Source organism: Micromonospora sp. NPDC006766 (genome assembly GCF_040636055.1).
Taxonomy (GTDB): Bacteria; Actinomycetota; Actinomycetes; order Mycobacteriales; family Micromonosporaceae; genus Micromonospora.
In genome coordinates this window covers 385920-411205 of the sequence record NZ_JBEYIX010000001.1, presented here as the reverse complement: position 1 = coordinate 411205, position 25286 = coordinate 385920, and the positions used below count along the sequence as shown (strand labels likewise).

General features: G+C 73.4%; 22 protein-coding genes and 1 pseudogene. 13 read left to right on the top strand and 10 right to left on the bottom strand.

The features are described 5' to 3' along the window. Positions 1-23 precede the first annotated feature (23 nt). The 3 genes from ABZ671_RS02600 (at position 24) to ABZ671_RS02590 (ending at position 4277) form a co-directional block, all read left to right on the top strand. Complete coding sequence (locus ABZ671_RS02600) at positions 24-1556, top strand: NADH-quinone oxidoreductase subunit M (protein WP_357849974.1); 1533 nt, start codon at positions 24-26, stop codon at positions 1554-1556. Then, positions 1553-3106, top strand: coding sequence for an NADH-quinone oxidoreductase subunit NuoN (nuoN, locus tag ABZ671_RS02595; RefSeq protein ID WP_357849971.1), 1554 nt, complete (start codon positions 1553-1555; stop codon positions 3104-3106). The genes ABZ671_RS02600 and nuoN overlap by 4 nt, the downstream gene beginning before the upstream one ends. 88 nt (positions 3107-3194) lie before the next feature. Then, positions 3195-4277, top strand: coding sequence for a polyprenyl synthetase family protein (locus ABZ671_RS02590; RefSeq protein ID WP_357849968.1), 1083 nt, complete (start codon positions 3195-3197; stop codon positions 4275-4277). A gap of 88 nt (positions 4278-4365) precedes the next feature. Here ABZ671_RS02590 and ABZ671_RS02585 read toward each other — a convergent pair whose 3' ends face one another. Then, a complete protein-coding gene (locus ABZ671_RS02585) occupies positions 4366-5556 on the bottom strand; it encodes an MFS transporter (protein ID WP_357849965.1) in 1191 nt (396 codons plus the stop codon). 154 nt (positions 5557-5710) lie between these two features. Here ABZ671_RS02585 and ABZ671_RS02580 point away from each other — a divergent pair, with 154 nt between their 5' ends. Beyond that, positions 5711-6493, top strand: coding sequence for a helix-turn-helix domain-containing protein (locus ABZ671_RS02580; protein ID WP_357849961.1), 783 nt, complete (start codon positions 5711-5713; stop codon positions 6491-6493). Positions 6494-6507: 14 nt separating this feature from the next. Here the strand turns inward: ABZ671_RS02580 and rarD are convergent, their stop codons facing one another. From rarD to eccE, 4 genes and pseudogenes are all read right to left on the bottom strand, one after another. Beyond that, positions 6508-7431, bottom strand: coding sequence for an EamA family transporter RarD (rarD, locus tag ABZ671_RS02575; RefSeq protein WP_357849958.1), 924 nt, complete (start codon positions 7429-7431; stop codon positions 6508-6510). Further along, positions 7428-7915, bottom strand: a pseudogene (locus tag ABZ671_RS02570) (GNAT family N-acetyltransferase). The gene rarD and the pseudogene ABZ671_RS02570 overlap by 4 nt, the downstream one beginning before the upstream one ends. A gap of 90 nt (positions 7916-8005) precedes the next feature. Further along, the gene (locus ABZ671_RS02565) at positions 8006-8392 is read right to left on the bottom strand and encodes a phage holin family protein (RefSeq protein WP_357849954.1); all 387 of its coding nucleotides are present in this window, start codon (positions 8390-8392) and stop codon (positions 8006-8008) included. A gap of 65 nt (positions 8393-8457) precedes the next feature. After that, positions 8458-10254 (bottom strand): type VII secretion protein EccE, encoded by a 1797-nt coding sequence (eccE, locus tag ABZ671_RS02560; protein WP_357849951.1) that lies wholly within the window; start codon positions 10252-10254, stop codon positions 8458-8460. A gap of 231 nt (positions 10255-10485) precedes the next feature. Between eccE and ABZ671_RS02555 the strand changes: the two genes are divergently transcribed. Further along, on the top strand, positions 10486-10803 hold the full coding sequence (locus ABZ671_RS02555) for a WXG100 family type VII secretion target (protein WP_357849948.1): 318 nt from the start codon (positions 10486-10488) through the stop codon (positions 10801-10803). A 22-nt stretch (positions 10804-10825) separates the two neighbouring features. Further along, a complete protein-coding gene (locus ABZ671_RS02550; RefSeq protein WP_357849945.1) occupies positions 10826-11119 on the top strand; it encodes a WXG100 family type VII secretion target in 294 nt (97 codons plus the stop codon). Positions 11120-11189: 70 nt separating this feature from the next. Here the strand turns inward: ABZ671_RS02550 and mycP are convergent, their stop codons facing one another. Beyond that, positions 11190-12398 (bottom strand): type VII secretion-associated serine protease mycosin, encoded by a 1209-nt coding sequence (mycP, locus tag ABZ671_RS02545; protein WP_357849942.1) that lies wholly within the window; start codon positions 12396-12398, stop codon positions 11190-11192. Positions 12399-12551: 153 nt separating this feature from the next. On the opposite strand from mycP, the gene ABZ671_RS02540 reads away from it, so the two are divergent. Together ABZ671_RS02540 and ABZ671_RS02535 are read left to right on the top strand one after the other, a co-directional pair. Beyond that, on the top strand, positions 12552-14984 hold the full coding sequence (locus tag ABZ671_RS02540; RefSeq protein WP_357849940.1) for an SseB family protein: 2433 nt from the start codon (positions 12552-12554) through the stop codon (positions 14982-14984). Continuing rightward, the gene (locus ABZ671_RS02535; protein ID WP_357849937.1) at positions 14981-15346 is read left to right on the top strand and encodes a hypothetical protein; all 366 of its coding nucleotides are present in this window, start codon (positions 14981-14983) and stop codon (positions 15344-15346) included. Before ABZ671_RS02540 ends, ABZ671_RS02535 begins: the two co-directional genes overlap by 4 nt. A gap of 2 nt (positions 15347-15348) precedes the next feature. Here ABZ671_RS02535 and ABZ671_RS02530 read toward each other — a convergent pair whose 3' ends face one another. Continuing rightward, entirely contained in the window at positions 15349-16281 is a 933-nt protein-coding gene (locus ABZ671_RS02530) for an alpha/beta hydrolase (protein ID WP_357849934.1), read from the bottom strand. Between the two features lie 133 nt (positions 16282-16414). Continuing rightward, on the bottom strand, positions 16415-18403 hold the full coding sequence (acs, locus tag ABZ671_RS02525) for an acetate--CoA ligase (RefSeq protein WP_357849931.1): 1989 nt from the start codon (positions 18401-18403) through the stop codon (positions 16415-16417). A 217-nt stretch (positions 18404-18620) separates the two neighbouring features. Here acs and ABZ671_RS02520 point away from each other — a divergent pair, with 217 nt between their 5' ends. Continuing rightward, complete coding sequence (locus tag ABZ671_RS02520) at positions 18621-19367, top strand: oxidoreductase (RefSeq protein ID WP_357849928.1); 747 nt, start codon at positions 18621-18623, stop codon at positions 19365-19367. Between the two features lie 28 nt (positions 19368-19395). Here the strand turns inward: ABZ671_RS02520 and ABZ671_RS02515 are convergent, their stop codons facing one another. Then, positions 19396-20205, bottom strand: coding sequence for an HAD-IB family hydrolase (locus tag ABZ671_RS02515; protein WP_357849925.1), 810 nt, complete (start codon positions 20203-20205; stop codon positions 19396-19398). A 406-nt stretch (positions 20206-20611) separates the two neighbouring features. Next, positions 20612-21052, bottom strand: coding sequence for a VOC family protein (locus tag ABZ671_RS02510; RefSeq protein WP_357849922.1), 441 nt, complete (start codon positions 21050-21052; stop codon positions 20612-20614). 153 nt (positions 21053-21205) lie between these two features. Here ABZ671_RS02510 and ssd point away from each other — a divergent pair, with 153 nt between their 5' ends. Genes ssd through ABZ671_RS02490 form a run of 4 tightly spaced genes read left to right on the top strand, consistent with a single transcriptional unit; the run spans position 21206 to position 25270 of the window. Next, complete coding sequence (gene ssd / locus ABZ671_RS02505) at positions 21206-22309, top strand: septum site-determining protein Ssd (RefSeq protein ID WP_357849919.1); 1104 nt, start codon at positions 21206-21208, stop codon at positions 22307-22309. Beyond that, the gene (locus ABZ671_RS02500; protein WP_357849916.1) at positions 22306-23514 is read left to right on the top strand and encodes a TadA family conjugal transfer-associated ATPase; all 1209 of its coding nucleotides are present in this window, start codon (positions 22306-22308) and stop codon (positions 23512-23514) included. Before ssd ends, ABZ671_RS02500 begins: the two co-directional genes overlap by 4 nt. Continuing rightward, complete coding sequence (locus tag ABZ671_RS02495) at positions 23511-24533, top strand: hypothetical protein (protein WP_357849913.1); 1023 nt, start codon at positions 23511-23513, stop codon at positions 24531-24533. Before ABZ671_RS02500 ends, ABZ671_RS02495 begins: the two co-directional genes overlap by 4 nt. After that, positions 24533-25270 carry a type II secretion system F family protein gene (locus tag ABZ671_RS02490; RefSeq protein WP_357849910.1) on the top strand — a complete coding sequence of 246 codons (738 nt, stop codon included), beginning with the start codon at positions 24533-24535 and terminating at the stop codon, positions 25268-25270. Before ABZ671_RS02495 ends, ABZ671_RS02490 begins: the two co-directional genes overlap by 1 nt. The last annotated feature ends 16 nt before the right edge of the window (positions 25271-25286 follow it).

Below are 25286 nucleotides of genomic sequence, written 5' to 3'. Positions count from 1 at the left end.
CACGACGGAGGTAAGGCCGAATAATGTCCAACTTCCCGTTCCTCTCGGTGCTGACCGTGGCACCGCTGGTCGGTGCCCTGGTCGTGGCCCTGCTGCCACGGCGCCGGCCGGACCTGGTCAAACTGGTGGCGTTCGGTTGGTCGCTGCTGGTCCTGGCGCTGTCGGTGGTCATGTGGATCACCTTCCAGGCCGACGGTAAGCGGTTCCAGTTCCACGAGTCGTACGCGTGGATCCCGAACTGGGGGGTCAACTTCACCTTCGCGGCGGACGGCATCGCGCTGGTCATGCTGATGCTGATCGCGATCCTGGTGCCGCTGGTGATCCTGGCCTCCTGGCACGACGCCGAGTCGTCGAAGCGCTCGGTGCCGGTCTACTTCGCACTGCTGCTCATCCTCGAGTGCACGATGATCGGCGTCTTCGCCGCCGCCGACGTCTTTCTCTTCTACGTGTTCTTCGAGGTCATGCTGGTGCCGATGTACTTCCTGATCGGCAGCTACGGCGGCCACCAGCGGCAGTACGCGGCGGTCAAGTTCTTCCTCTACTCCCTGGTCGGCGGTCTGTTCATGCTGGCCGCGGTGATCGGTCTCTGGGTGGTCGGCGGGAAGACCTTCGACTGGCAGGCGCTGACCCAGGCCGAGATCACCACCAACACGGCCCGCTGGCTCTTCCTCGGGTTCTTCGTCGCGTTCGCGATCAAGGCGCCGTTCTTCCCGTTCCACACCTGGCTGCCGGACGCCGGTGGCGCGGCCCCGGCCGGCGCGGCGGCGCTGCTGGTCGGCGTGCTGGACAAGGTCGGCACCTTCGGGATCCTGCGGTACTGCCTGCCGCTCTTCCCCGAGGCGTCGAAGTGGTTCGCCCCGTGGGCGCTGGCGCTGGGCCTGATCGGCATCATCTACGCCGCGCTCCTGGCGGTCGGGCAGAACGATCTCAAGCGGCTGGTGTCGTACACCTCGATCGCGCACTTCGGCTTCATCGGGGTCGGCATCTTCGCCTTCACCACTCAGGCCGGCACCGGCGCGGTGCTCTACATGCTCAACCACGGTCTGGCCACCGGCCTGCTCTTCCTGGTGGTGGGCATGCTGATCGCCCGCCGGGGCTCGGCGCTGATCAGCGACTTCGGCGGCGCGGGCAAGCTGGTGCCGGTGCTGGCCGGGGTGTTCTTCTTCGCCGGTCTCGCCTCGCTGGCGCTGCCCGGCACCGCGCCGTTCATCTCCGAATTCCTGGTGCTGATCGGCACGTTCACCACCAACAAGCCGGTCGCGGTGATCGCCACTCTCGGCATCATCCTGGCCGCGGCGTACGTGCTGTGGATGGTGCAGCGCACCACCCAGGGCACCCTCAACCCGGCCCTGACCGAGGTGGACGGCATGCGCCGTGACCTCAGCCTGCGCGAGAAGGTCGTAGTCGCCCCGCTGATCGCGCTGATCGTGCTGCTCGGCTTCTATCCCAAGCCGGTCACCGATGTCATCAACCCCGCCGTCAAGGCGACCATGCAGGACGTCGGTCGGACCGACCCCGCCCCGACGGTCGGTAGCGTCCAGGAGGCCGCAAAATGACCGAGTTGAAGTTGCCGCCGCTCGATTACGCGGCGCTCGCTCCGATCCTGATCATGCTGGGCGCGGCCCTGGTCGGCGTCCTGGTCGAGGCGTTCGTGCCGCGGCGACTGCGCAACACGGTGCAGCTGCTGCTCGCGCTGGCGGCCGTGTTCGCCGCGCTGACCATGGTGGTCCGGGGCGCCGGCAGTCGACTGATCACCGCCGGCTCGGCCATCGCGGTGGACGGGCCGACGCTCTTCCTCCAGGGTGCGATCCTCGTCCTGGCCGCGATGGCGCTGCTGCTGATCGGTGAGCGCGCGGTGGAGCGGGGTGGGGCCTTCGTGGCCCACGCCGCGGTCACCGCCGACTCGGCCGACGACCGGCGGCAGGCCGAGCTGGCCGGCGGTGCCACCGAGGTGTACCCGCTGGCCACGTTCGCGATCGGCGGCATGCTGATCTTCGTGGCGGCGAACGACCTGCTGACCATGTTCATCGCGCTCGAGGTCTTCTCGCTGCCGCTCTACCTGCTCTGCGCGCTGGCTCGCCGCCGGCGGCTGCTGAGTCAGGAGGCCGCGCTGAAGTACTTCATGCTCGGCGCGTACGCATCGGCGTTCTTCCTGTTCGGGGTGGCGCTGATCTACGGCTTCACCGGGGGCGTCGAGGGCCGGGCGGCCGGCGTCGACTTCGCCACCGTGCACGCCGCGGTCGGCGCGTCCTCGTCCAGCTCGGTGCTGCTCTTCGCCGGCATGGCGCTGCTCGCCATCGGGCTGCTCTTCAAGGCCGCCGCCGCGCCGTTCCACGTCTGGACCCCGGACGTCTACCAGGGCGCCCCGACCCCGGTGACCGGCTTCATGGCCGCCTGCACCAAGGTCGCCGCCTTCGGCGCCCTGCTGCGGGTCTTCCACGTCGCCTTCGCCGGCGCCGCCTGGGACTTCACCCCGGTGCTCGGCGCGGTGGCGGTGCTGACCATGCTGGTCGGCGCGGTGTTGGCGGTCACCCAGACCGACATCAAGCGGCTGCTGGCGTACTCGTCGATCGCGAACGCCGGTTACCTGCTGGTGGGCGTGCTGTCGCCGGGCAAGAACGGGCTCTCCGGCACGATGTTCTACCTGGTCGCGTACGGCTTCTCGGTGCTCGCCGCGTTCGCCGTGGTGACCCTGGTCCGGGACGCCGACGGGGAGGCCACCCACCTGTCCCGCTGGGCCGGGTTGGGCCGCCGGTCGCCGTTCTTCGCCGCGGTCTTCACCTTCATCCTGCTGGCCTTCGCCGGTATCCCGCTGACCAGCGGGTTCACCAGCAAGTTCGCGATCTTCGCGCCGGCGCTGGAGGCGAACCAGGCCTGGCTGGTGATCGCCGGTGTGCTGACCAGCATGGTGCTGGCCTTCCCGTACCTGCGGGTCGTGGTGATGATGTGGCTCTCCGAGCCGGGCGAGGCCACCCCGACCGTCGCGGTCCCGGGTGCGCTCACCTCGGCGGCCCTGGCCATCGGGGTGCTGGCCACGCTGGCGCTCGGTGTCGCCCCGGCACCGCTGCTCGACCTGGCCAACGGTGCCGCCGAATTCGTGCGATGAGATTGGTTCTCCCGCCGGGGGCCGGTACGCCGTGGCGTACCGGCCCCCGGCCCGTATCCCCTTTCTGGGCAGGTCGAACGGGTGTGGCATGGTGGGAGGCGTGGTGATTCCGGCTGGCGAGCGTTCAGGTGTCACCGGCCCCGGCGGTCGTCGCGGGCCGGGGGACACGGGTCAGTTCGGCGCGCTCGGCCTGCACCTCGCCGATCCGCGCGTCGAGGCGTCCGTGCTGGGCCTGTTGGAGCGGGTCGAGAGTGAGCTGCTTTCCAGCGTGGCCAGCGCCGACCCGTTGGTCACCGAGGCGGCTCGGCACCTGGTCGAGGCCGGCGGCAAACGGTTCCGACCGCTGCTGGTGGCGCTGGGTGCCCAATTCGGCGACCCGACCGCCGTGCAGGTCGTACCGGCCGCCGTGGTGATGGAGCTCACTCACCTGGCGACGCTCTACCACGACGACGTGATGGACGAGGCGGCGGTGCGACGGGGCGCTCCGAGCGCGAACTCGCGCTGGACCAACTCGGTCGCCATCCTGGTCGGCGACTATCTCTTCGCCCGCGCCGCGGACATCGCGGCCGACCTCGGCCCCGAGGCCGTACGCCTGCAGGCGCGCACCTTCGCCCGGCTGGTGCACGGGCAGATCGCGGAGACCGTCGGCCCGCGCGGCGGCGACCCGGTCGCGCACTACCTGCACGTCATCGCCGAGAAGACCGGGTCGTTGATCGCCACCTCGGCCCGCTTCGGCGGCATGTTCGGCGGTGCCTCCGCCCGGCACATCGACGCTCTGGCCGGATACGGCGAGACCATCGGGTTGGCCTTCCAGCTCTCCGACGACCTGCTGGACATCGCCGCCGAGTCGGTGCAGTCCGGCAAGACGCCCGGCACCGACCTGCGCGAGGGCGTGCCGACCCTGCCGGTGCTCTACGCGCTCGCCTCGGACGACTCCGACGCCGCCTCGGTGCGGCTGCGGGAGATCCTGTCCACCGGCCCGCTGGTCGACGACGCCCTGCACGCCGAGGCGCTCGGCCTGCTCCGCGAGTCCCCGGCGCTCAAGCGCGCCCGGGAAACGGTCCGCAGCTACGCCGAAGACGCGAGGGCCCGCCTAGCCCCCCTCCCCAACACTCCCGCCCGCCAAGCCCTCGAATCCCTCTGCGACCACATAGCCGACCGCACCAGCTAACACCCCCCCCGGACCATCTCCCCTCCCTTCGTGTTGATCATGAGGTTGGCGGCGATGTGGATCTCTCCGAGTGCCGCCAACCTCATGATCAACGGGATGGGTGGGGGTGGGAGAGGTGGCGGCTGGCTAGGAGCATGAGGGCGGCGGCTAGGAGCATGGCGGCGGCGGCGCTTGCCCACATGGTGGGGTAGCCGAGCTCGCTGGCCAGGGGCCCTAGGGTTAGGGGACCTAGGCAGCCGCCCGCGTACACGCCGGTCTGGGTGATCGAGGTGGCGGCGGCCGGGGCCTGCGGGTGGAGCCGGACCACCGCGAAGTTCATCAGCCCGGGCCAGGCCCAGCCGAGCCCGAAACCGAGCACCACGCCGGCGACCAGCGACACGGCGCCGGCCAGGGCCAGCAGCGCCAGCCCGACCGCGCCAACCACCAGCATCCCGGCGATCAGCGCGATGTGCCCGGTCTCCCGGCGGTCGGCGAGCCAACCGGCGCCGACCCGGGCCACCACGCAGACCAGGCTGCCCAGGGTCAGGGTGAGGCCGGCCAGGGCCGGGGACAGCCCCCGGCCGACCGACGAGTCCACCACGAAGGTGCCCAGCGCGTTGGCTGCGCCTGCCGCCAGGGTGGCGGCCACGCCGACCACCACCAGGGCCCCGGTGGCCCCGCCCGACCGTCCGGCGGTCGACCGCCGGGCCGGGTCCTTCGCTGCCTCGGGTACGGCAGGCAGCGCGGCCAGTGCGATCCCGGCGGCGGCCACGAACGCCCAGCGCCAGCCGGCGGTCAGCGCGATGGTCGGCACCGCCGCGCCGGCCAGCAGGGTGGAGATCGGGATGGCCGCCTGCTTCACCCCGAAGGAGAGCCCCTGTCGGTGGGCGGGCACGTGCCGGGCCAGCGCCGCGTTGCTGGCGAGCTGGCCGAGGGCGTTCGCGGCCGCGCTGAGCCCGAGCAGGCCGACCAGCACCGGGTACGACCGGGCCAGCCCCGCCACGGCCAGCAGCGAGCCGGCCGAGAGCAGGATGCCGGCGCGGGCCACCCTGGCCGCGTCGTACCGCTCCACGAGCACCCCGGCGGGCACCGACGCGAGCGCGCTGACCCCGAAGTAGACCGACACTGCCAGGCCCAGCCCGGCGGGGGAGAACCGCAGGTCGTGGCCCATCTGCACGGCGAGGCCGCCGACCAGGAAGACGGGCAGGACGCAGGCGATCGTGGTGGCGACCGCACCCGCGCTGGCGCGGACGGTGGGCCGGGACGTGGCGGGTGCGGGGCGCAGGGCGGTGTCGGTCATGGTTTGGCAAACCTACGCCGGTCACGTTTTGACCGCCGATCGTGTCTGTCGGTGCACAGGCTGTGCCCGCCGATCTGGCATCCTCGATCCGAACAGGCATTTCGCACGCGGCCTGTTTTTCATATGGTGTAAGTCCCCGGCGGCGGAGGTGGTTGTGCGTGACCCCTTGGCGGAACCTTCGGACCTGATCCGAAGTGTCTCCCGCGCGCTTCGAGTGCTCGAGTCGGTCGGCCGTGCGCCGAAGGGACTCACCGTCAAGCAGATCGCCCGTCGGTGCGAGCTGACCGTTGCCACCACCTACCACCTGGTGCGCACCCTCGCGTATGAGGGCTATGTGATCCGGCGGGAGGACGGCACGTACATCGTCGGGTTGGAGGTGGCCGACCGCTACCGGGAGCTGGTGACCGCGTTCCGGGGGCCGCCGGCGGTCGGCGAGTCGCTGCGGCGGGCCGCGGTGGACACCGGCTGGAGCCATTACCTAGGGCGCTTCGTGGGCGGCCAGGTGGCGGTCACGGCGGTCGCCGAGGGGCCCCGCTCGCCGTACCTGGAGGATCTGGTGCCCGGCTTTGACGAGGGGGCGCACGCCACCGCCCTCGGCAAGGGCCTGCTCGCCACGCTCACCCCCGAGCAGCGCGTCCGCTACCTGCGCGAGTACGGCATGCGCCCGTTCACCAGCGCCACCCTGACCACCGCCGAGGCGTTCGAGGCCGACCTGGCCGCCGGTGACCGACGCGGCATGCAGTTGGAGCTGGGGCAGTTCCGCCAGGGGGTGGCCTGCGCGGCGGTGCTGATCGCCCCGGACAAGGACATCGAGCGCCGGGTGGTGCTGGCCTGTGCGTTGCCGGCCAGCGAGATGATGACCTCCGCCCGGGTGGTGCGGGCCAAGCTGCTCAGCGCGGCCCGCGCCATCGCAGACGGCCTCGCCGCCGAGCACTGACCCGGTCGGGCCGGTCAGTGGGTCGGAGCGGGGACCGGGGCGGCGGCCCGCGCCGCCGCCCGGGTGCGGTGGGCGTTGCGGAGGGCGTCCAGGGTGAAGATCACCAGGGCGAGCCAGACCAGGGCGAAACCGGCCAGCCGGGCCGGGGGCATCGGCTCGTGGTAGATCAGCACCCCGCAGCCGAGCTGGAGGATCGGGCCGACGTACTGCAGCATGCCGAGGGCGGACAGCGGCAGCCGGTTGGCCGCCCCGGCAAAGAGCAGCAGCGGAATCGCGGTGGCCGCGCCGGCCAGCACCAGCAGCACGGTGTGCCCGACGGAGACGTGCCCGAAGGTCGCCGTGCCACCCCGGGTCAGCCAACCCAGGTAGGCCAGCGCCGGTAGCGCCAGGACCGCCGACTCGACGAAGAGCCCTTCCGCGGCGGGCAGCGCCAGTCGCTTCTTGACCAGGCCGTACCCGGCGAAGCTGAAGGCCAGCACCAGCGCCAGGTAGGGCGGGCGGCCGTAGTCGACGGTCAGCACCGCGACGGCGAGGCCGCCCACGCCGAGCGCCACCCACTGCGCCGGGCGCAGCCGCTCGCGCAGGAGGAAGACCCCGATCAGCACGATGACCAGCGGGTTGATGAAGTAGCCCAGGGCGGTCTCGATCACCCGGTCGGAGTTCACTCCGTAGATGTAGGTGCCCCAGTTCACGGCGATCAGCGCGGCGGCCGCGCCGATGCCGGCCAGGGCCCGGGGCCGCCGGGCCAGCGCCCGGAGGAAGCCGATGTTGCGTATCGTGGCCAGCACCAGCGCCACGAAGACCACCGACCAGACGATCCGGTGCGCGAGGATCTCCACCGGCCCGGCCGGGCGGAGCAGCTTCAGGTAGATCGGAAAGAAGCCCCAGATCAGGTACGCGCCGAAGCCGTAGAGGTAACCGAGACGGGTCTGGCTCACGCCTCCACCGTAAGTGGTGAAGGCGGGCCTTGGTCCTTTCCGGTGACTTGGGTCACCGCTGGTCGAGCTTCATCCACCTGTCCGGCTCGACCGTGGCGAAGCCGACCTTGGCGTAGACCCCGTGCGCGTCGGCGGTGGTCAGCACGATCCGGCGTACGCCCAGCTCGGCCAGGTGGTCACGGACCGCGCCAGCCAGCCAGGTGCCCAGCCCGCGGCCCCGCTCGGCCCGGTCCACGTAGACGTCACAGAGCCAGGCGAAGGTGGCCCGGTCGGTGACTACCCGGGCCACCGCCACCTGCTGCCCGTCGCCGGGCCGGTAGACGCCGAAGCCGATCGAGCCGGCGAAGGCCCGCTCGACCGTGTCCCGATCCCGCCCGATCGCCCAGTACGCGTCGGTGGCGAGCCACCGGTGCACCCGGTCGAGGTCGAGCCGAGCCGGATCGGTGCTGAGCCGGTAGCCATCGGGGCGGGTCAGGGTGAACACCCCGTCACGCTACTGCCGGTGAACCCGCCGCTCACCAGCCAATTCCCGCCCACTGGCCTGGTCGGCGCGGGCGGGAACCGGCGGTGCGGTTCAGTCGCGGTCGAAGATGCTGCCGAGCAGCCAGGTCACGATGCCGACGAGGAGCGCGCCCAGCATCGCGGCCGGCCAGAAGCCGTCCACGTGGAACGGCAGCCCGGCCTGACCGGCGATCCAACTCGTCAGCAGGAAGAGCAGGCCGTTGACCACCAGCGCGATCAGGCCGAGGGTGAGCAGGTAGAACGCGCAGCCGACGGTCTTGATGATCGGCTGGAGCACCGCGTTGACCACCCCGAAGATCACGGCGACCAGCAACAGCGTGGTCACCTTCTCGGTGGTCGTCGCGGCGCTCAGGGTGATGCCCGGGATGATCAGGGTGGCCAGCCAGAAGGCCACCGCCGTCGAGGCCACCCGGATCAGAAGACCCTTCAGGAATTCCATGGCCCGGATCGTGCCACGCCCCGTCCACCAGCGAAACCCGGGAAGATCGACGAATCGTGGCCGGCTCAGCGGCGGCCCGGCCGACCGACCAGTTGCGACTCGATCGGCGTCGGTGACAGCAGCGCCCAGCGGAGCGCCCGGCGGTTCACCACCGCGACCATGTCGTCCCGGATCCGGGTCAGCCATTCCGCCGAACCGCCGAGGCCCAACGCCGCACCGGCCAGCGCCGCCTCGTCGGAAGTGAGCGGCGGCAAGATGGCCAGGTCCGCCCGGGCCAGCGCCGCAGTGTCCGCCGGGGTGAGCTCGTCCCGCACCACCAGGACGGACTGCCAGGCCGCCTCCGGCCCCACCTCCGACGGCGCCGGTCCGGCGTCGACCACCAGCAGCAACGGGTGCAGCGGCGAGCCGGGCGCGCCGCCAACCGGTCGGCCGGGCGGGATCAGCGGCACCGCGTCGCCGGGGGTGCCCACCGCGCGAACGAACGGCTCCCACGCCCGCGGCCGGGTGGTCTGCACCGCCACCCGGGCACCCAGCGCCAGTGCCCGCAGCGCGACGAGCTGCGCGGCGCGTACCCCGCCGACCAGCAGCAGCCGGGTCGCCCCCGGGCGGAACAGGCGTATGGTCACCGCGCCGCCATGCCGGTTGGTGCCCACCATCACCCCGGACTCGCCGAGGCAGAGTTCCAGGGACCCCAGATCGGCCGGGGCCGCGGTGCTCGCGCCCCCGGCCACCGCCAGCGGCAGGGTCGCGGCCAGACCGGCCAGGTGCTCGCCGTCGAGTCGCCGAAACTCCGCCCCGAGGTCACCGGCGAGCCGGTGCAGTGCCCGCTCGGCGGTGGACAGCTCCGTCGTGCTTCGGGCGGCCACGCGTACGGTCAGCTCGATGGGCGCCGGCGCGGCGTCGGTGCCGATGCGCGGGCCGACGCAGAACGAGACGGTGGTGGCGGTAGCCGGCAGGGCGAGCAACCGGGGAACCAACCGGTGGGCCGTGCCCGGATCCGGCCAGCGCCGCAGCCGCCAGGTGGTCTGCGGGAGCCCGCCCACCGTCACCGCCGGCCAGCTCTCGCGGACCGGCGCGCCGGCGTCGTGATGGGCCAGTTCGGCGACCACCCGAAGTGCCGCCGCTCCGCCCAGCGGCCGGCCGGTCAGCGGGCCGAGCCGGCGCACGATGCGCCGCACGGTGCCGGAGAGCGCCCGGCGCAACTCCTCGTCCGACCAGCCGTCGCCCCGCAGCATCCGGACGGCGAGCACCGCCCGGGCCCGGCCCGCCAGCCGCCCGTCAGTGAGCTGCCGGTATGACGTCCCGGCCGCGCCGGCGGCGGCGGCCGGTGCCGGGGCGGGGGAGGCGGAGAGCAGCAGCTGAAGCCGGACCGGTGGGCTCTCCGGCCCCGGTGGCGGTAGCAGGGACAACGGCGTGGGAAGGGGCTGTGGGCCGGTGCCGAGCAGGTCGTCGGGGTCGCCGATCTCCAGCAGCGCGGTCATCCCGTCGGCGTCCTCGATCAAGGCGGCCGGGCCGCCGGCCAGCTCGGCCGGGCGCACCGCCGCGCCAGGGACCACCAACTCCAGTACGGCAGCGGCCCCGGACGTCGCCGGCAGGGCCCGCCGGCGGGTCAGATGCCCCAGCCCCACCAGCAGCCACTCGTAGAGCCACCGGCCGCGCAGGCGTATCCAGGCAGCCGGCAGTAGCAGCATCGCCGACAACAGGGCGGCCGCGGTCACCACCACGCCCCGGCCGGCGGCGGCGACCAGCATCGCCACCGCGACCTGTGCCGCCACCACCTGCCCGGCCCGTACCCCGGTCGTCGTCCTTTGTGGCGGTCGAGCGGTTGCGGGTGCCGGCCCGCCGCTGGCGGTCGTGGTCACCGCACCCCCTCGCCTGTTCGCCGCGTGACGTCGCCGTGGCTCATGGTAAGGCCTCGTTGTCCACAGGGGAGCCGAGGGGGTGGCATATCCGGAATCGGGCGGCTACCGTCAGCGACGAGTTGCGCCGAGTGCGGTCGTCCCCACCCCCCCCGAATCAGGATCTGCGCCCGGCGAGTCCACGGTGGTCGTTCCCACGACCAGCCACGACCGATGAGACGAGGTGACGTCCGGGTGTCTCAGACCCAGGCGGAAGCGGCGGTGATGCAGCAGACCGCTGCGAAGTTCGAGCAGGTAGACCAGTCGTTGCAGAGCATGCTGAGCGGCCTGATGGCCGAGCTGGAGGTGTTGCAGCAGGCCTGGCGGGGCGCTGGCGGGCGCTCGTTCGAGCAGGTCAAGCAGCAGTGGGCGCAGGACCAGGCGGCGCTGCAGCGGGCCCTGCGGGAGACCGCCACCGCGATCCGCACCGCCGGCGCGCAGTACGACGTCTCGGACACCGAGGCCGCCAGCCGGGTCGCCGGCACCCACCGCGGCATCCAGCTGCCGCTCTGACGACGACGGAAGGATGGATGTGATGGACCACGGTGTGCTGGTCGTCAACTTCGCCGCGCTGCAGCAGGCCGGCGCGGACATTCAGAAGGCCCTGAACACCCTCGACAGCCAGCTCGGCCAGCTCGAGCGGGATGCCGCGCCGCTGGTCGCGAGCTGGTCCGGCGAGGCTCGCGAGGCGTACGAGCAGCGGCAGGCGCGGTGGCGGTCCGCCTCGCAGGACCTGCAGGCCATGCTGCGTGACATCAAGTTGGCAGTGGAGGACTCCGCCGCCGACTACCTCGACACCGAGAAGCGGAACGCCAACCTCTTTCAGTAGTCGCCGCCGCCGGCCCGGCCAGGACCCGCGCAACCTCCCGCCCCCGGGTGGTGCGGGTCCTGGTGCCGGGTCAGGCCGGGCCGGCCGAGCGCCAGCGGCGGCGGGCCCCCCGAGGCAGCACCACGGCGAGCAGCAGCACCACCAGCGTCGCCGTGCCGGTCGCGCCGGCCACCAGCAGCGCCCGGTCCCGGGCCGCCGCCCGTCGCGCCCGCTGCGCCAGCGCGGCCGGGTCCGGCCGGTCCGCAGCCAGGGTCTCGCTCCGGCGCGGGTGTGTTACCGCCGGCCCGGGTGACTCCGTGACCGCCCGGTACGGGTTCAACACCCCGGCCCCGGTCTCGCCCCCACCCCCCGGGGCCGGGTCGGCGCTGTCCACGATCCGCCGGGCCACCTCGGCCGCGGTCAGCTCGGGGCGGTACTGGCGCAGCAGCGCCGCGGTGGCCGCCACGAAGGGCGCCGCGTAGCTGGTCCCCTCCGCCCGCCGGTGCCCCTGCTCCGGCGCGGCCAGCAGCACGTCGCTGCCCGGTGCGACGAGGTCGACGTACGGGCCGGTCTGGGAGAAACCGGCGCGGGTGCCGTCCGCCCCGATCGCGCCGACCCCGAGCACCCCGTCGTACGCGGCCGGGTACGGCCGGGGATTCCCGCTGTCGTGCAGGTTGCCGGCGGCGGCCACCACGACGACGTCACGGTGCAGCGCGTACGCGATCGAGAGGCGGACGGCGGGGTTGTCCGCGTACAGCACGACGGAGAGGTTGAGCACGTCGGCACCGTGGTCCACCGCCCACCGGATGGCCCGGGCGAAGTCGGCCGCGTCGACCGTACGCCCCGACTCCCGCCCCTCGACCACCTGCTGTTCGCTGACCCGTACCGGGAGGATGCGGGCATCCGGGGCGAGCCCTTGGAACGCCACCCCCGGCCGAGGCGTCGCCGCGATGATGCTCGCCACCCCGGTGCCGTGCCCGGCACAGTCCCGGGTGCCGTCGCCGCCCGGATCGAGAAAGTCGGTGCCGGTGAGCACCCGCCCGGCCAACTGCGGATGACGGCGGTCGACGCCGGAGTCGACGACCGCGACGGTCACCCCGGCGCCGGTCGCGAGCGGGGCGAGGCGGTCCGGCGCGTACCGTTGCTGCGGCCACGGCTGTTCGGCTACGGGCCGGGCCGGGGCGGGGGGCGCGGCGCACGCCGGGGACGGCGTGCGGGCCGCCGCCGGGCCAGCCGCTGGCAGAGTGGCGAGGACGGCTGCCACAACGGCCAGGGCCGGGCGCGCGATGGGCCGGGACATCGACCGCCTCCGTAACGTGTCGGCTCCGAAACGGGATGTTAACGGCTCGTTGACGCCCCGACGTACCGCCGGCGGCCAGCCATTGTGATGTGGCCGCCACCTTGTAGGTTGTTAGGCGATGCCTATGGCCTGTACACGGAGGGAGAGGTGGCCGTGACCGGATGGGAGCCGGCCACCGAGGCCGAGGTGGCGATGCGGGACGCGCTGCGCGCGCAGGATCAACAGCTCTACTTCCGGGTGCTAACCCGCGTTGATCTGCTGCTGCCGGTCGCCGCGGAGTCGCCGGCCGGGCGGGCCCCGGTCGGCTGGGGCACCTGGACCACCGGCGGCCGCACGCACATCCTCGCGTTCAGCTCCGTCACCGCGTTGCGGGCCTGCCTGGGTGACCACGCGGGTCCCACCCGCCGCGTCCCGTACGCCGACCTGGCCGCCGGGTGGCCGAACCAAGAGTGGTGGCTGGCGGTCAATCCCGGGCTGCCGATCGAGGGCTATCTGCCGGCCTGGTTCGTGGCGCAGCTCTCCCGGGGGGACGTCCGGCTGCCGGGCCGGACCATGGGCGCCCGTGCCCGCCTGGAGCGGGTAGGGACCGCAGCCTGGCCCCGTGGCAGCGCCGGTGCCGCCGACCAGGGCGGCACGGCCTCGCCACCGTCGGCCGCGTCCGCGGACGAGCTGTCAACCGTTCCGATCTCCATTTCGGCAGCCCGGCCCGCCGTTTCCGGCGCGACCGGGCCGGCCGGCCCACCACCGGCCCCGGCTGCCGACCACCTCTCGGGTTGGCTCGACGGCCTGCGTCGTCGTCCGGACGAGCCGGACCCGTTCGCCGACAACGGGCGCACCGGTGCGGCGAACGGCCGTTCCGGCGAGCCCCCGCCGCCGGCCCGGTCGTTCTTCGAGCCCGCCTCGTCCCGCCGGCTGTCGTCCCTGGATCCGGCACACCGGGCCGGTGAGCGCGCGGTACCGCCGTCCCGGATGGCCCGCGGCGGCCAGCCATTCCCGCGTCGCCGCCCGTTGAACGAGCCGGTGCCGGAGCAACCCACCGGGCCGTCGGCGATGGACGCCGGGGAGACCACGCAGGCACTCCGCCCTGACGCGCCGACCCGGCCGTTCCAGCCCGCCCCGGCGGCCTCGACCGAGGAGGCGACCCAGGCGCTGCCCCGTCGTCGCCCCTCCACCGGCGACGGACCGGGTGCGGACGAGCGGACCCACCCGACCTTCAAAAGCCCGGGGGGTGGGGCTCTCCCGCCGGACGAGGCGGAGGAACTGCCCTCGTCGATCGCCGAGCCCGTGTCCGGTCCCCCCGCGCCGCAGCGGGCCTTCAAGCCGATCGTCATCGAGGGCACCGTGATCGAGGCCCGGGACCTCACCAGGCCCGCAGAGCCGCCGAACCGCCTGGCCGCTGATCCGGCGTTCGAGGCGCCCGAGCCGTACGGTGTGACCACCGCTTCCGCCGCTACCTCGGCGATGGCGACCGCGACCGGTTCACCGCACCTGACCGACGACACCGTGCCGCTCACCCTCGATCCGCCGGCCGCGCCCGCCGACGTACCGTCCGGGTCGCTGTTCGCCGCGCCCGCGCCGGAGTCGGTGCCGCCCGCGCCGGAGTCGGTGCCGGCCGACTTCGCGCCGGCCAACGACGTCGAGGAGGAACTGCTCGCGGCGGCCAGCAGTGGCAGCACCGACAGCTTCCTCTCCACTCTGCTGCTGGCCCGGGTGCTGCTGCCCGTCACAGTCGACTCCGCGCCCGGGAGCCGCCCCGGCGACCCCGGCTTCGTCTGGCGGACGGAGCAGCTCGACGGCGAGACGTACGTGGTGGTCTACACCTCGCCGGAGCGGCTGACCAACCGGGTCGACCCGCCCGTCGACACCGTACGCGTGAGGTTCGTCCAGCTCATCCGCCGCTGGCCGGACGAGAGCTGGTCGTTCGCGGTGAATCCGGGCACCCCGGTCGGGGCGAAGTACCCCGGCGAGCAGGTCCTCGCGCTGGCCAACTGGGCCGCCGAGGTGGGGCTCGGGGACGACCCGGAGAGCGAGCCGGAGCCGCCCGTAGCCGAGGCCGAACCGGTGGCCGAGACCCGGCCCGCCGCGCCACCGGTCGACCCGAGCCGACCGGTGACCATGCAGAAGGCGATCGCCCCGAGTCAACTCGCCTACTATCTGGAGCGCGGCTACGACCGGGTGTCCGGCTTCGTGCACCGGTCCAGCGAGCTGGCCCACCTGAGCACCCCGGCGCAGCTCTACGACGCGCTCGGCCTCGGTCACCCCGACTCCCCGTTTTCTCGGGAAGCCGACGAGATCTACGTGCTGCGTTGGCCGGCGCACCGGCCGAGCCTCTACCGCATTCCGTACGGCGGGCAGAACGAGACTGCGATGCGGGCGATGGAGGGCTGGGTGATCGAGCGTCCCCCGTTCCGCGGCAACGGCTTCGCGCCAGGGGAGAGCACCGATGTGATCGCCGAGTTCAAGGTGGACAGTGCTCGGCTGCCGCACGGTGCGCAACTGTGCCGGATCGGCGCGGACGGCAGCGAACGGTTGGTGGCGGTCCTGGACACCGATGCGCTGCTCTGGCAACGGATCGGTGCGCCGTGACCCGGGACGGCTACGTGGCCCGCTGGCGGGGCCGGGAGTATCAGGCCAGCCCGGACGGCGACGATGTCCGCCTCTACCAGCCCGAGCCAGGCGAGGGCTTCGCGGAGGTACGCCCCGGCCGTCACGTCCGGGTGGTCCCGGCCGTCGAGGTCGACGAGCTGGCATACGTCCGGACCACCTGCACCTGGCAGGGGCAGCCGTTCATCGTGCTGGCCGAGCAGGACGGCTGGCTGCGGGTGGAGTACACCGGTGGCCGGTGGCCGGTGGCCCGCGCGCTGGGTCTCGAGGCGTTCGACTTCGGGGTCTACCAGGGCTGGGCACCCGCGAACGAGGTCGTCGACCTGCGGGAGCGGCGGCTGTAGAGTCAGGCCTTCGCCCAGCGCAGGATCTCGCCGAGCACCACGTCCGGGGCCTCCACGTGGGGGAAGTGGCCGACCTCGTCAAGCAGCCGCCACTCGTACGGGGCGGTCACGTAGCGCCCCGAACCCTGCGCGGTACGTGGCAGGGACGCCTGGTCCAGCGCGCCGTGTAGTTGAAGGGTCGGCGTGACCAGCGGCCGCTGCATCAGCTTGACGAACCGGTAGCCGTGCAGACGCAGCACCGACCGGAACGCCCAGCGGTAGCCCTCCATGGCACAGAAGGCTGCCTGCGGGATCTGCATCGCCTCCCGACAGGACCGGGCGTACGCCGGGAAGCCGGAGCCGTTCACCCAGCGCGGCCCGCCCCAGCGGCGCAGGATCGCCTCCACCTCGGCGGCGTTGTCGCGGGTCAGCACGTGCTCGTATCGGGGCAGCTGGAATTTCAAGGTCGGGGTGGAGGCGGCGAACTGGCCGCGCGGGTCGGCGAAGATGGCGGCCCGCAGCCGGAGCGGGTGTGGCGCTCCGAGCACCACCAGCCGCCGAACCAGGCTGGGGTGGAACGAGGCGGCGGTCCACGCGATCAGACCGCCCGCCCCGGAGCCGACGAGGGTCGCCGACCGTTCGCCGAGCGCCCGGATCAGCCCGGCCACGTCGGCGGCGAGGGTGTAGCCGTCGTACCCCCGGGGTGGTTTGTCGCTCGCGCCGTATCCGCGCAGGTCGACCGCGACCGCCCGGAATCCCGCGTCGGCGACCGCCGGCAGGATCTCCTGCCAGGCCAGCCAGTATTCGGGAAAACCGTGCAGGAAGAGCACCATCGGGCCGGTGCCGGCCTCGACGACGTGGAACCGGCTGCCGTTGGCGCCGACGAACCGGTGCGTCCAGGGCCCGTCGGGGAGGACGCAGGACTCGTCAACGGGCCCGCGGCGCTGGTCGGTCATGTGGCAAGCCTAGGGCGGGCATCTCCCCGGTGGCCGCGCAGGTGCCGCGGATCAGGGGATTCTCCGGGAGATCACCGGAGGACCGATACGGGCGATGCCCGGGCAGCTGACCTGCCCGGGCATCGGCCTGCCGTCAATCCTCGTCGGACTTGCCGCCACCGATTCCGGCGGAGATCAGGTCCATCACCGAGGAATCCTGCAGGGTGGTGACGTCGCCGAGCGAGCGGTGCTCCGCGACGTCCCGGAGCAGCCGGCGCATGATCTTGCCGGAGCGGGTCTTCGGCAGCTCGGGCACCAGCATGATCTGCCGTGGCTTGGCGATCGGGCCGAGCGTCTTCGCCACGTGGTTGCGCAGCTCGGTGATGAGCCGCTCGCCGGCCTCGCCGGAGATCTCGGCGCTGCCGCGCGGGATGGCGAACGCCACGATCGCCTGGCCGGTGGTCGGGTCGGTCGCGCCGACCACCGCCGCCTCGGCCACCGAAGGGTGGCTGACCAGCGCCGATTCCACCTCCGTGGTGGAGATGTTGTGGCCGGACACCAGCATCACGTCGTCGACCCGGCCGAGCAGCCAGATGTGCCCGTCGTCGTCCTTCTTTGCCCCGTCGCCGGCGAAGTAGACCCACTCGTCGCCGGCGTTGGCGCCCGCACCGAACCGCGACCAGTACGTCTCGATGAACCGGTTGTCGTCGCCCCAGATCGTGCGCAGCATCGACGGCCACGGCTCCTTGAGCACCAGGTAGCCACCGCCGCCGTTCGGCACCGACTGGCCCTGGTCGTCCACCACGTCGGCGACGACGCCGGGCAGCGCGGTCATCGCCGAGCCCGGCTTGGCCTCGGTGGCCCCCGGCAGCGGAGAGATCATGATCGCGCCGGTCTCGGTCTGCCACCAGGTGTCCACGACCGGCAGCTCACCCCGGCCGACGTGCTGGCGGTACCAGATCCACGCCTCCGGGTTGATCGGCTCGCCGACGCTGCCGAGCAGCCGCAGCGAGGACAGGTCGTACCCGGCCGGGATGTCCTCGCCCCACTTCATCATCGTGCGGATCAGGGTCGGCGCGGTGTACAGGATCGTGACACCGTACTTGTCGACGATCTCCCAGAACCGGCCCTTGTGCGGGGTGTCCGGGGTGCCCTCGTACATGACCTGGGTGGCACCGTTGGAGAGCGGGCCGTACACGATGTAGGAGTGCCCGGTGACCCAGCCGATGTCGGCGGTGCACCAGTAGACGTCGGTCTCCGGCTTCAGGTCGAACACCGCGTGCGCGGTGTACGACGCCTGGGTCAGGTAGCCGCCTGTGGTGTGCAGAATGCCCTTCGGTCGGGCGGTGGTGCCGCTGGTGTAGAGAATGAACAGCGGGTGCTCGGCATCGAACGGCTGGGCGGTGTGCGCCGGGGAGGCGGTCTCCACCGTCTCGTGCCACCAGTGGTCCTTCGCCGACCAGGCGACCTGCTCGCCCGTGCGGCGCACGACCAGCACGTGCTCCACCGACGGGCAGTTCGCCACCGCCTCGTCGACGGTCGGCTTCAGCGCCGACGGCTTGCCCCGGCGGAAACCGCCATCCGCGGTGATCACCACCTTGGCGGTGGCGTCCTGGATCCGGTTGGTCAGCGCGTCGGCGGAGAAGCCGCCGAAGACCACGCTGTGCGTCGCGCCGATCCGGGCGCAGGCCAGCATCGCCACGGCCGCCTCGGGAATCATCGGCAGGTAGATGGCCACCCGGTCACCCGCGACCACGCCCAGGTCGGTCAGCGCGTTCGCCGCCTGACAGGTGAGCTTGTGCAGGTCGGCGTAGGTCAGGGTGCGGGTGTCGCCGGGCTCGCCCTCCCAGTGGATCGCCACCTTGTCGCCCCGGCCGGCCGCCACATGCCGGTCCAGGCAGTTGTACGCCACGTTGAGCTGGCCGCCCACGAACCACTTCGCAAACGGCGCGTTCGACCAGTCGAGGACCTGGTCCCACGGCCGGGCCCAGTCCAGCCGGCCCGCCTGACGCTCCCAGAAGGCCAGGCGGTCCTCGGCGGCCTCGGCGTACGCGTCCGCGGTCACGTTGGCGTTCGCGGCGAGTTCGGCCGGCGGCGGGAACTGCCGCGTCTCGTTCAGCAAGTTGGCCAGTGCCTCGCTCATGCGGTGCTCCTTTGTCGCGTGACCTGCGTCTCCTAACGGCATGAGGTTAGACCCGGCGTACCGGTCACCGCGACGCCGGTGAGCCGCCGCGCGCCCAGCGGCCCGCGCAACGCGCCGAGATGCAAGGAAGGGCCCCCTGTTAACGCCTGCGGTAGAGAAGGGTTCCCTTCTCACCGCGGATGTCCCGGTGGGATGGGTGGGCCGCTAGCGTGGCGGGGTGACCAACGACCCGCTCGCCCCACTGCTCGCGCTCGCCGACGTCGCCCCCGCCGCCGAGCGGGCCCGCGACCGGGTCGACCAGGCCCACCGGCACCGCGCGTTGCGCCGACACGGCGGCCAGGTCGCCGCCGAGGTCAGCCTCCGCAGCGCGGTGGCCAGCGCCGCCCTGGAGGGCCGGGTGCACGACCGTGAGGAGGTACGCGCCGGTACGGTCACCGACCCGGTGCTGCAGGGGGCGTTGCGGGTGGCCGGGGCGCTGCCCGGGCTGAGCGAACTCTGGCCGAAGGCCCCCCGCCAGGTCCTCGCGCGGCTGCACGTCCTCGCCGCCCGGGACGTCGTCGCCGAGGCGGAGCTGGGCCGCCCGGTGGTCGACCCGGTGGTCGCGGCGCGTCTCGACGGGCTGGCCGGGCTGGTCGCCGGTGGCACGAAGGCACCGCCGCTGGTGCTGGCCGCGGTGGTGCACGGTGAGCTGCTGAACCTGCGCCCGTTCGCCGGCCCGTCCGGGGTGGTCGCGCGAGCCGCCGCCCGGTTGGTGCTGATCACCACCGGTTTCGACCCGCGCGGTCTGGTCGCCGTCGACGTCGGTCACCGGGAGCGGGAGCCGGAGTACGTCGGCGCGGCCGGCGCCTTCGCCACCGGGACGCCCGACGGGCTGCGCTCGTGGCTGCGCCACTACATGACGGCGGTCGAGGTCGGCGCGGACCAGATCACCTCGATCGGCGACGAGGTCCTCGCCGCCTCCTGACCTGTTCCGCCGGGGAATGGCGCAGGAATCAGGCGGTGGGTGCGGCGGTGGCGCGGGTGCGGCGGTGCCGGCCGTACCAGGCGATGCCGATGGCGACACCGACACCGACGCCGAGGGCCGCCGCGGCGACCGGCACGGCGGGGCGCTCGCGCAGCCGCCGGCCGAGCGGTATCGGGTGCCGGAACTCCAGCACCGGCCAGGAGTTCTCCACGGCCAGCTTGCGCAGCGCCCGGTCCGGGTTAACCGCGGTCGGGTGGCCCACGCACTCCAGCAGCGGTCGGTCACTGTACGAGTCGGAATAGGCGTACGAGTCGGTTAGGTCGTATCCGCGCTCGGTGGCCAGCTCGCCGACGGCGTCGACCTTGCTCGGGCCGGCCGCGTAGAACTCGACCTCGCCGCTGTAGCGGCCATCCACCACCGCCATCCGGGTGGCGATCACATCGGTGATGCCGAGCAACTCGCCGATCGGCCGGACCATCTCCTCGCCGGAGGCGGAGACGAGCACGACGTCCCGGCCTGCGGCCCGGTGCTCCTCGATCAGGGCGGCGGCCTCGGCGTACACATAGGGGTTGATCAGCTCGTGCAGCGTCTCCGCGACGATCTGACGGACCTGCTCCACCTGCCAGCCCTTGCAGAGCGTGGCGAGGTAGTCCCGGGTCCGGGCCATGGTCTGCTCGTCGGTCCCGCCCAGCCGGAACATCAGCTGCGCGTACGCCGACTTGACCACGTCACGCCGAGTAATCAGCCCGTCCCGGTAGAACGGCCGACCGAACGCCAGTGCGCTCGACTTGGCGATGACGGTCTTGTCGAGATCGAAAAAAGCGGCACCTCGGCCCACGGCGCGAAGTCTAGCCCGACCGGGAACGGCGAGCGGGTGCCCGGGGTGGCGCGGCCGACGTATGCACGACATGGTCGGCCGCACGTGATGCCGATCACATTATGAGGGTGCGATTTAGCGGTGGGTGGAGCGGACACCACTCGACGTATAAGGGTCCGCTGCGGCATGCTAGTGCTCGCGACGAAAGTTCACCCCCCGTCTGCCAAAAGGCCCTCGGCGGTCGCACCCCCCGTGACCGCTGAGCGGGTTCGGCTCGACCCCCCCGGAGCCGAACCTCCCCGACGACCCCCGTCACCCCCCGACGGGGGTCGTCCCTATGTGGGAGCGCTACCCGGCCGCGTACGCGCTGCGGCCGCTCGTCATCCCGGATGCTTGAGATCAGATCAGGCCCCCGAAGCCCCGCCGCTCAGCCGAAGGAGACGAGGGCGCCGCGCTCGTCGAAGACCGCCGTGCGGGCCCACGCGATCTCCCACCGGGTGCCTTCGGGATCGGCGATGTAGGCGGAGCGCCCACCCCAGGGCCGGTCGGTTGGCTCGGCCACTACCGCCGCGCCGGCGGCAACCGCCGTAGCGAAAGCCGCATCCACCGCTTCGCGGGTGTCGACGTTGCAGGCCAGCGTGATGCCGGACCACCCGCCGGACGGCTCGGGCACATTCGGTGCGGCTTCGGCGGCCAGGTCGTGGAGCGGATAGAGCGCGAGCAGGACCCCGCCAAGCAGGAAGGCCGCCCAGCGGTCATCGCTGCCACGCAGTTCGGGCCAGCCCAGTGCGCGGTAGAACGAGCGCAGAGCGCCCAGGTCACGTGCACCGAGGGTGACGGCCGACAGCCGGGAGGGGACTCCACTCATGCCGCTGACTATGTCATCCCGTCCATAGCAGATCATCCCGCTCGCCGTGGCCTGTCCACAGCACCCGCCGTTGTCCACAGGCGAGCATCCGGCGAGGGTTCGTGTCGGCAAGCTTCCCGGCGGTACGTCCGAGTCCGACCGCTGGAGGCCGCCATGCCGTCCCGTACCCCGCTTCCGCCGCGCCCCCGCCTTCCCCTGCTGGTCACCGCCGACGGTGACCTCCTCGACGAGCTGCTCCGGCTCGCCGCGGCGGGCGGCACCGAGGTCGAACTGGCCGCCGATCCGGCCGCGGCCCGGGCTCGGTGGGCACCGGCCCCGCTGGTGCTCGTCGGTGCCGACCAGGCGCAGTCCTGCCTGCGGGCCCGGCTGCCGCGCCGGCCCCGGACGGTGCTGGTCGGCCGCTCCGGACACCTCGACCCGGGTACGCAGGTCGCCGAGCTGATCGGCGCCGAGCACGTCGCGACGCTGCCCGCCGCGGAGCCGTGGCTGGTCGACCGGTTCGCCGAATGCGCGGGTGATCGGTCGGGCTCCGGCGCGGCGCGGGTCGTGGCGGTGCTCGGCGGTCGTGGCGGCGCCGGGGCCAGCGTGCTGGCTGGCGGGCTCGCCGTCACCGCGGCCCGGGCCCGAATGCGTACGCTGCTGGTCGACGCCGACCCGCTCGGCGGCGGCCTCGACCTCGTGCTCGGCTGGGAGCAGCTGGAAGGGCTGCGCTGGCCAAGCCTGACCGACACCGACGGGCGGATCGACCCGCCGTCGCTCGTCCGAGCCCTGCCCAGCCGGGGCGACCTGGTCGTGCTCTCCTGGGACCGGGGTGACCTGCTGCACCTGCCCGCCGAGGCGATGGCCGCCACCGTCGACGCCGCCCGCCGGGGTCGCGACATCGTGGTCCTCGACCTGCCTCGCTACCTGGACGACGCGGCCGTCGTCGCGTTGCAGGCCGCCGACCGGGCGCTGCTGGTCGTACCGGCCGAGTTGCGGGCCACTGCGGCCGCCGCCCGGGTGGTGGCGGTCGCCGCCCCGCACTGCGTCGACCTGGCGGTGATCGTGCGCGGGCCGGCCCCGGGTCGGCTCAAGGCCGGCGAGGTGGCCCGAGCGCTCGGGCTGCCGCTTGCCGGCACATTGCGCCCCGAACCGGAAATCGGCCGGGGCCTGGAGCGGGGCGAGGCACCCGCCGCCGCCGGAAAGGGTCCGCTCGCCGTGCTCTGCCAGCGGATCCTCGACGAGCTGACGGGCGCGGAGACGCGGGGTGCGGCGTGACCGGCCCGGCCGACTCGAAGGAGCTGGCCGTCCGGGTCCGGCAGCGCTTCGCGGCAGCGGCCACCCCGGTAACCCCCGCCGCCATCGTCTCCGCCGTACGCGCCGAGCCGGGCCCCGTGCTCGGGGACACCGCCCTGCTACGAATCGCCGACCGGGTGCACGACGACCTCGTCGGCGCCGGCCCGCTCGCTCCACTGCTGGCGGATCCGCAGGTCACCGACGTGTTGGTGAACGGCACCCGGGTGTGGGTCGATCGGGGGCGGGGGCTGCACCAGGTGGCGGTGCCGCTCGGCACCGTCGACGACGTACGCCGGCTGGCGCAGCGGCTCACCGCGGCCGCCGGACGGCGGCTCGACGACGCCTCCCCGTACGCCGATGCCCGGCTGCCCGACGGCACCCGGCTGCACGCTGTGCTGCCGCCGGTGGCGATCGACGGGCCCTACCTCTCCCTACGCACCTTCCGGCAGCGGCCGTTCACCCTCGATGAGCTGGTGCATAGGGGCACGGTGCCCCGGCCGGTGGCGCCGCTGCTGGCCGCCGTCGTGGCGGCGCGGCTGGCGTATCTGGTGACCGGCGGCACCGGCTCCGGAAAGACCACCCTGCTCAACACGCTGCTCGGGCTGGTGCCCGGGACCGAACGGATCGTGCTCGTCGAGGACGCCTCCGAACTCCGTCCGGTGCACCCGCACGTGATCGGCCTGCAGGCGCGTACCTCCAACGTGGAGGGGGCGGGGGCCGTCGGGCTGAGCGAGCTGGTCCGGCAGGCGCTGCGGATGCGACCGGACCGGCTGGTGGTGGGCGAATGCCGGGGCGCGGAGGTGGTCGACCTGCTCGCCGCACTCAACACCGGCCACGACGGCGGTGCCGGGACGCTGCACGCCAACGCCGCGACGGACGTACCAGCCCGGTTGGAGGCGCTCGGGCTGCTCGGCGGCCTGCCCCGGGCCGCCCTGCACGCCCAGGTCGTCGCGGCGCTCCAGGTGCTGCTGCAAATGCGGCGCACCGCCGAGGGGCGGGTGTTGGAGTCGGTAAGCCTGCTGCTCCCCGAGGGGCCGGACCGCCTGGCCACCGTGGTACCCGCCTGGATGCGCGGGCGCGGACTCTGCCTCGCCGCCCGGCCGTTGGGCGCGCTGCTGCGGCAGCGGGACGTGACGGTGCCGCCGATCCTCTGCGCGGCCTGGCCGGGGTCGGCGGGCCCGTCGTGACCGTCCAGGGCTGGCTGGTGACAGTGCTCCTGGTCGCCGCCGCGACGGCGGTGGCCTGGCCGGTACGAGCCGGCCGGGCCCGGCAGCGTGCCGTCCTCCAGACGGCGCACCGGGCCCCGTTGCCCTCGGGACGCCCCGCCCACGGGCGTCTGGCCGACGAGGTCGCGCAGCTCCGGCAGGGCAGCGGCATCGGTGGCGAAGCCGGGACGACGGCTCGTGGCGGATGCCGTGTGGCACCTGCCGTGGCGGACCGGCCGCTGCCGACCCGCCCACCGGGGCGGCACGATGGCAGCCACCCGGCTGCCGCGCGGGCACCGGTCGGCGGGCGGCGTCCCCGCGCGGCCCTGTCGATCGCCCCGACCTCGGCCGGTGCCCTGGCGACTCTCCCGACGGGCCGCATCGCCGTTCCAGGGCAGTTGCCGGAGTGGGTCGAGGCCCTGGCGGCCCGGCGCGGTCTGCTGGTGTTGGTGCTCGGCGGGACGGGTGCCGTGCTGGGCGGGCCGGTGGCGGCGACGGTGCTGGCCGCCTACGGCGTGCTCGCGGCCCGGGGAATCCGGCGTCGCCGGGCCCGTCAACTGGCGGACCGGGCGCGCCGCCATGGGCTGGATCAGCTCAGCGACCTCGCCGCCGACCTGCGGGCCGGGCTGCCGGTCGGGGATGCGGTCGTCGACGGGCCACACCGGACGGCCCGGCTGGCCCGGGCTGCCGTGCGGCTGGCGGACCGTACCGGGGCACCCCTGGCCGAGCTGCTCGAACGGGTGGAGGCGGACGCTCGTGCCGCCGACCGTGGTCTCGCCGCGGCTGATGCGCAGGCCGCCGGGTCGCGGGCGACGGCGTGGCTGCTCGCCGCGCTGCCGCTCGGCGGCATCGGTCTCGGTTACACGATCGGGGTTGACCCGGTCGCCGTGCTGCTGCACACGACCATCGGCGGCGGCAGCGCGCTGGCGGCCGTCGCACTACAGATCGGTGGGCTGCTCTGGGCCGAGCGGCTCGGCGCGGCACCGGGGCGGGACAGCTGATGTCCCGGCAGGTGCTGGCCGCAGGCTGTCTCGCCGGGGCGGCGCTGCTGCTGGCCGCCGCCGGTGGGCCGGCCGGCCGCACTGGGCAACGCCTTCGCCTGCTCATCCGGCCGACGTTGGCGAAGCGGGCCAGGCCACCGTGGTGGCCGGATCGGATTCGGCTCGGCGCTGGTCTGGCCGGGGTGGCGGTGCTGGTCGTGGTGGGCGGCTGGGCTGGCCTCACCGTCGGGGTGGTGGCCGGTCTGGCCGCGGACCGCCTGCTGCGGCGGATCGAGCCGCGCGCCGCCCGCGACCGGCGGCTCCGGGAGATCGCCGAGCTGCCCCTCGCCGCCGATCTGCTGGCAGCAGCGCTCCGGGCGGGTGCGCCGGTCGACCGTTCTGTGCTGGCGGTCGCCGAGGCGCTCGGTGGACCGCTCGCCGACCGGCTCGGACGGGCAGGGCGGACGCTGGAGCTGGGCGGCACGGCGGCGGAGGCGTGGGCCCACCTGAATCCGGTGAGCGGGGCCGACCGCCTGGTCACCGCCGCGATCCGCTCGTCGAACAGCGGTACGGCGCTGGCCGGCGCGCTCACCCGCCTGGCCGACGACCTGCGGTCCGACCGGGGCATCGCGGCCGAGGCGGCGGCCCGACGAGCGGGGGTTCTGATCGTGCTGCCACTCGGGCTCTGTTTCCTGCCCGCCTTCATTCTCGCCGGCCTGGTGCCGGTGATCGTCGCCGTCCTCGGCGACCTGCTGTGAACCCACAAGAAAGGAG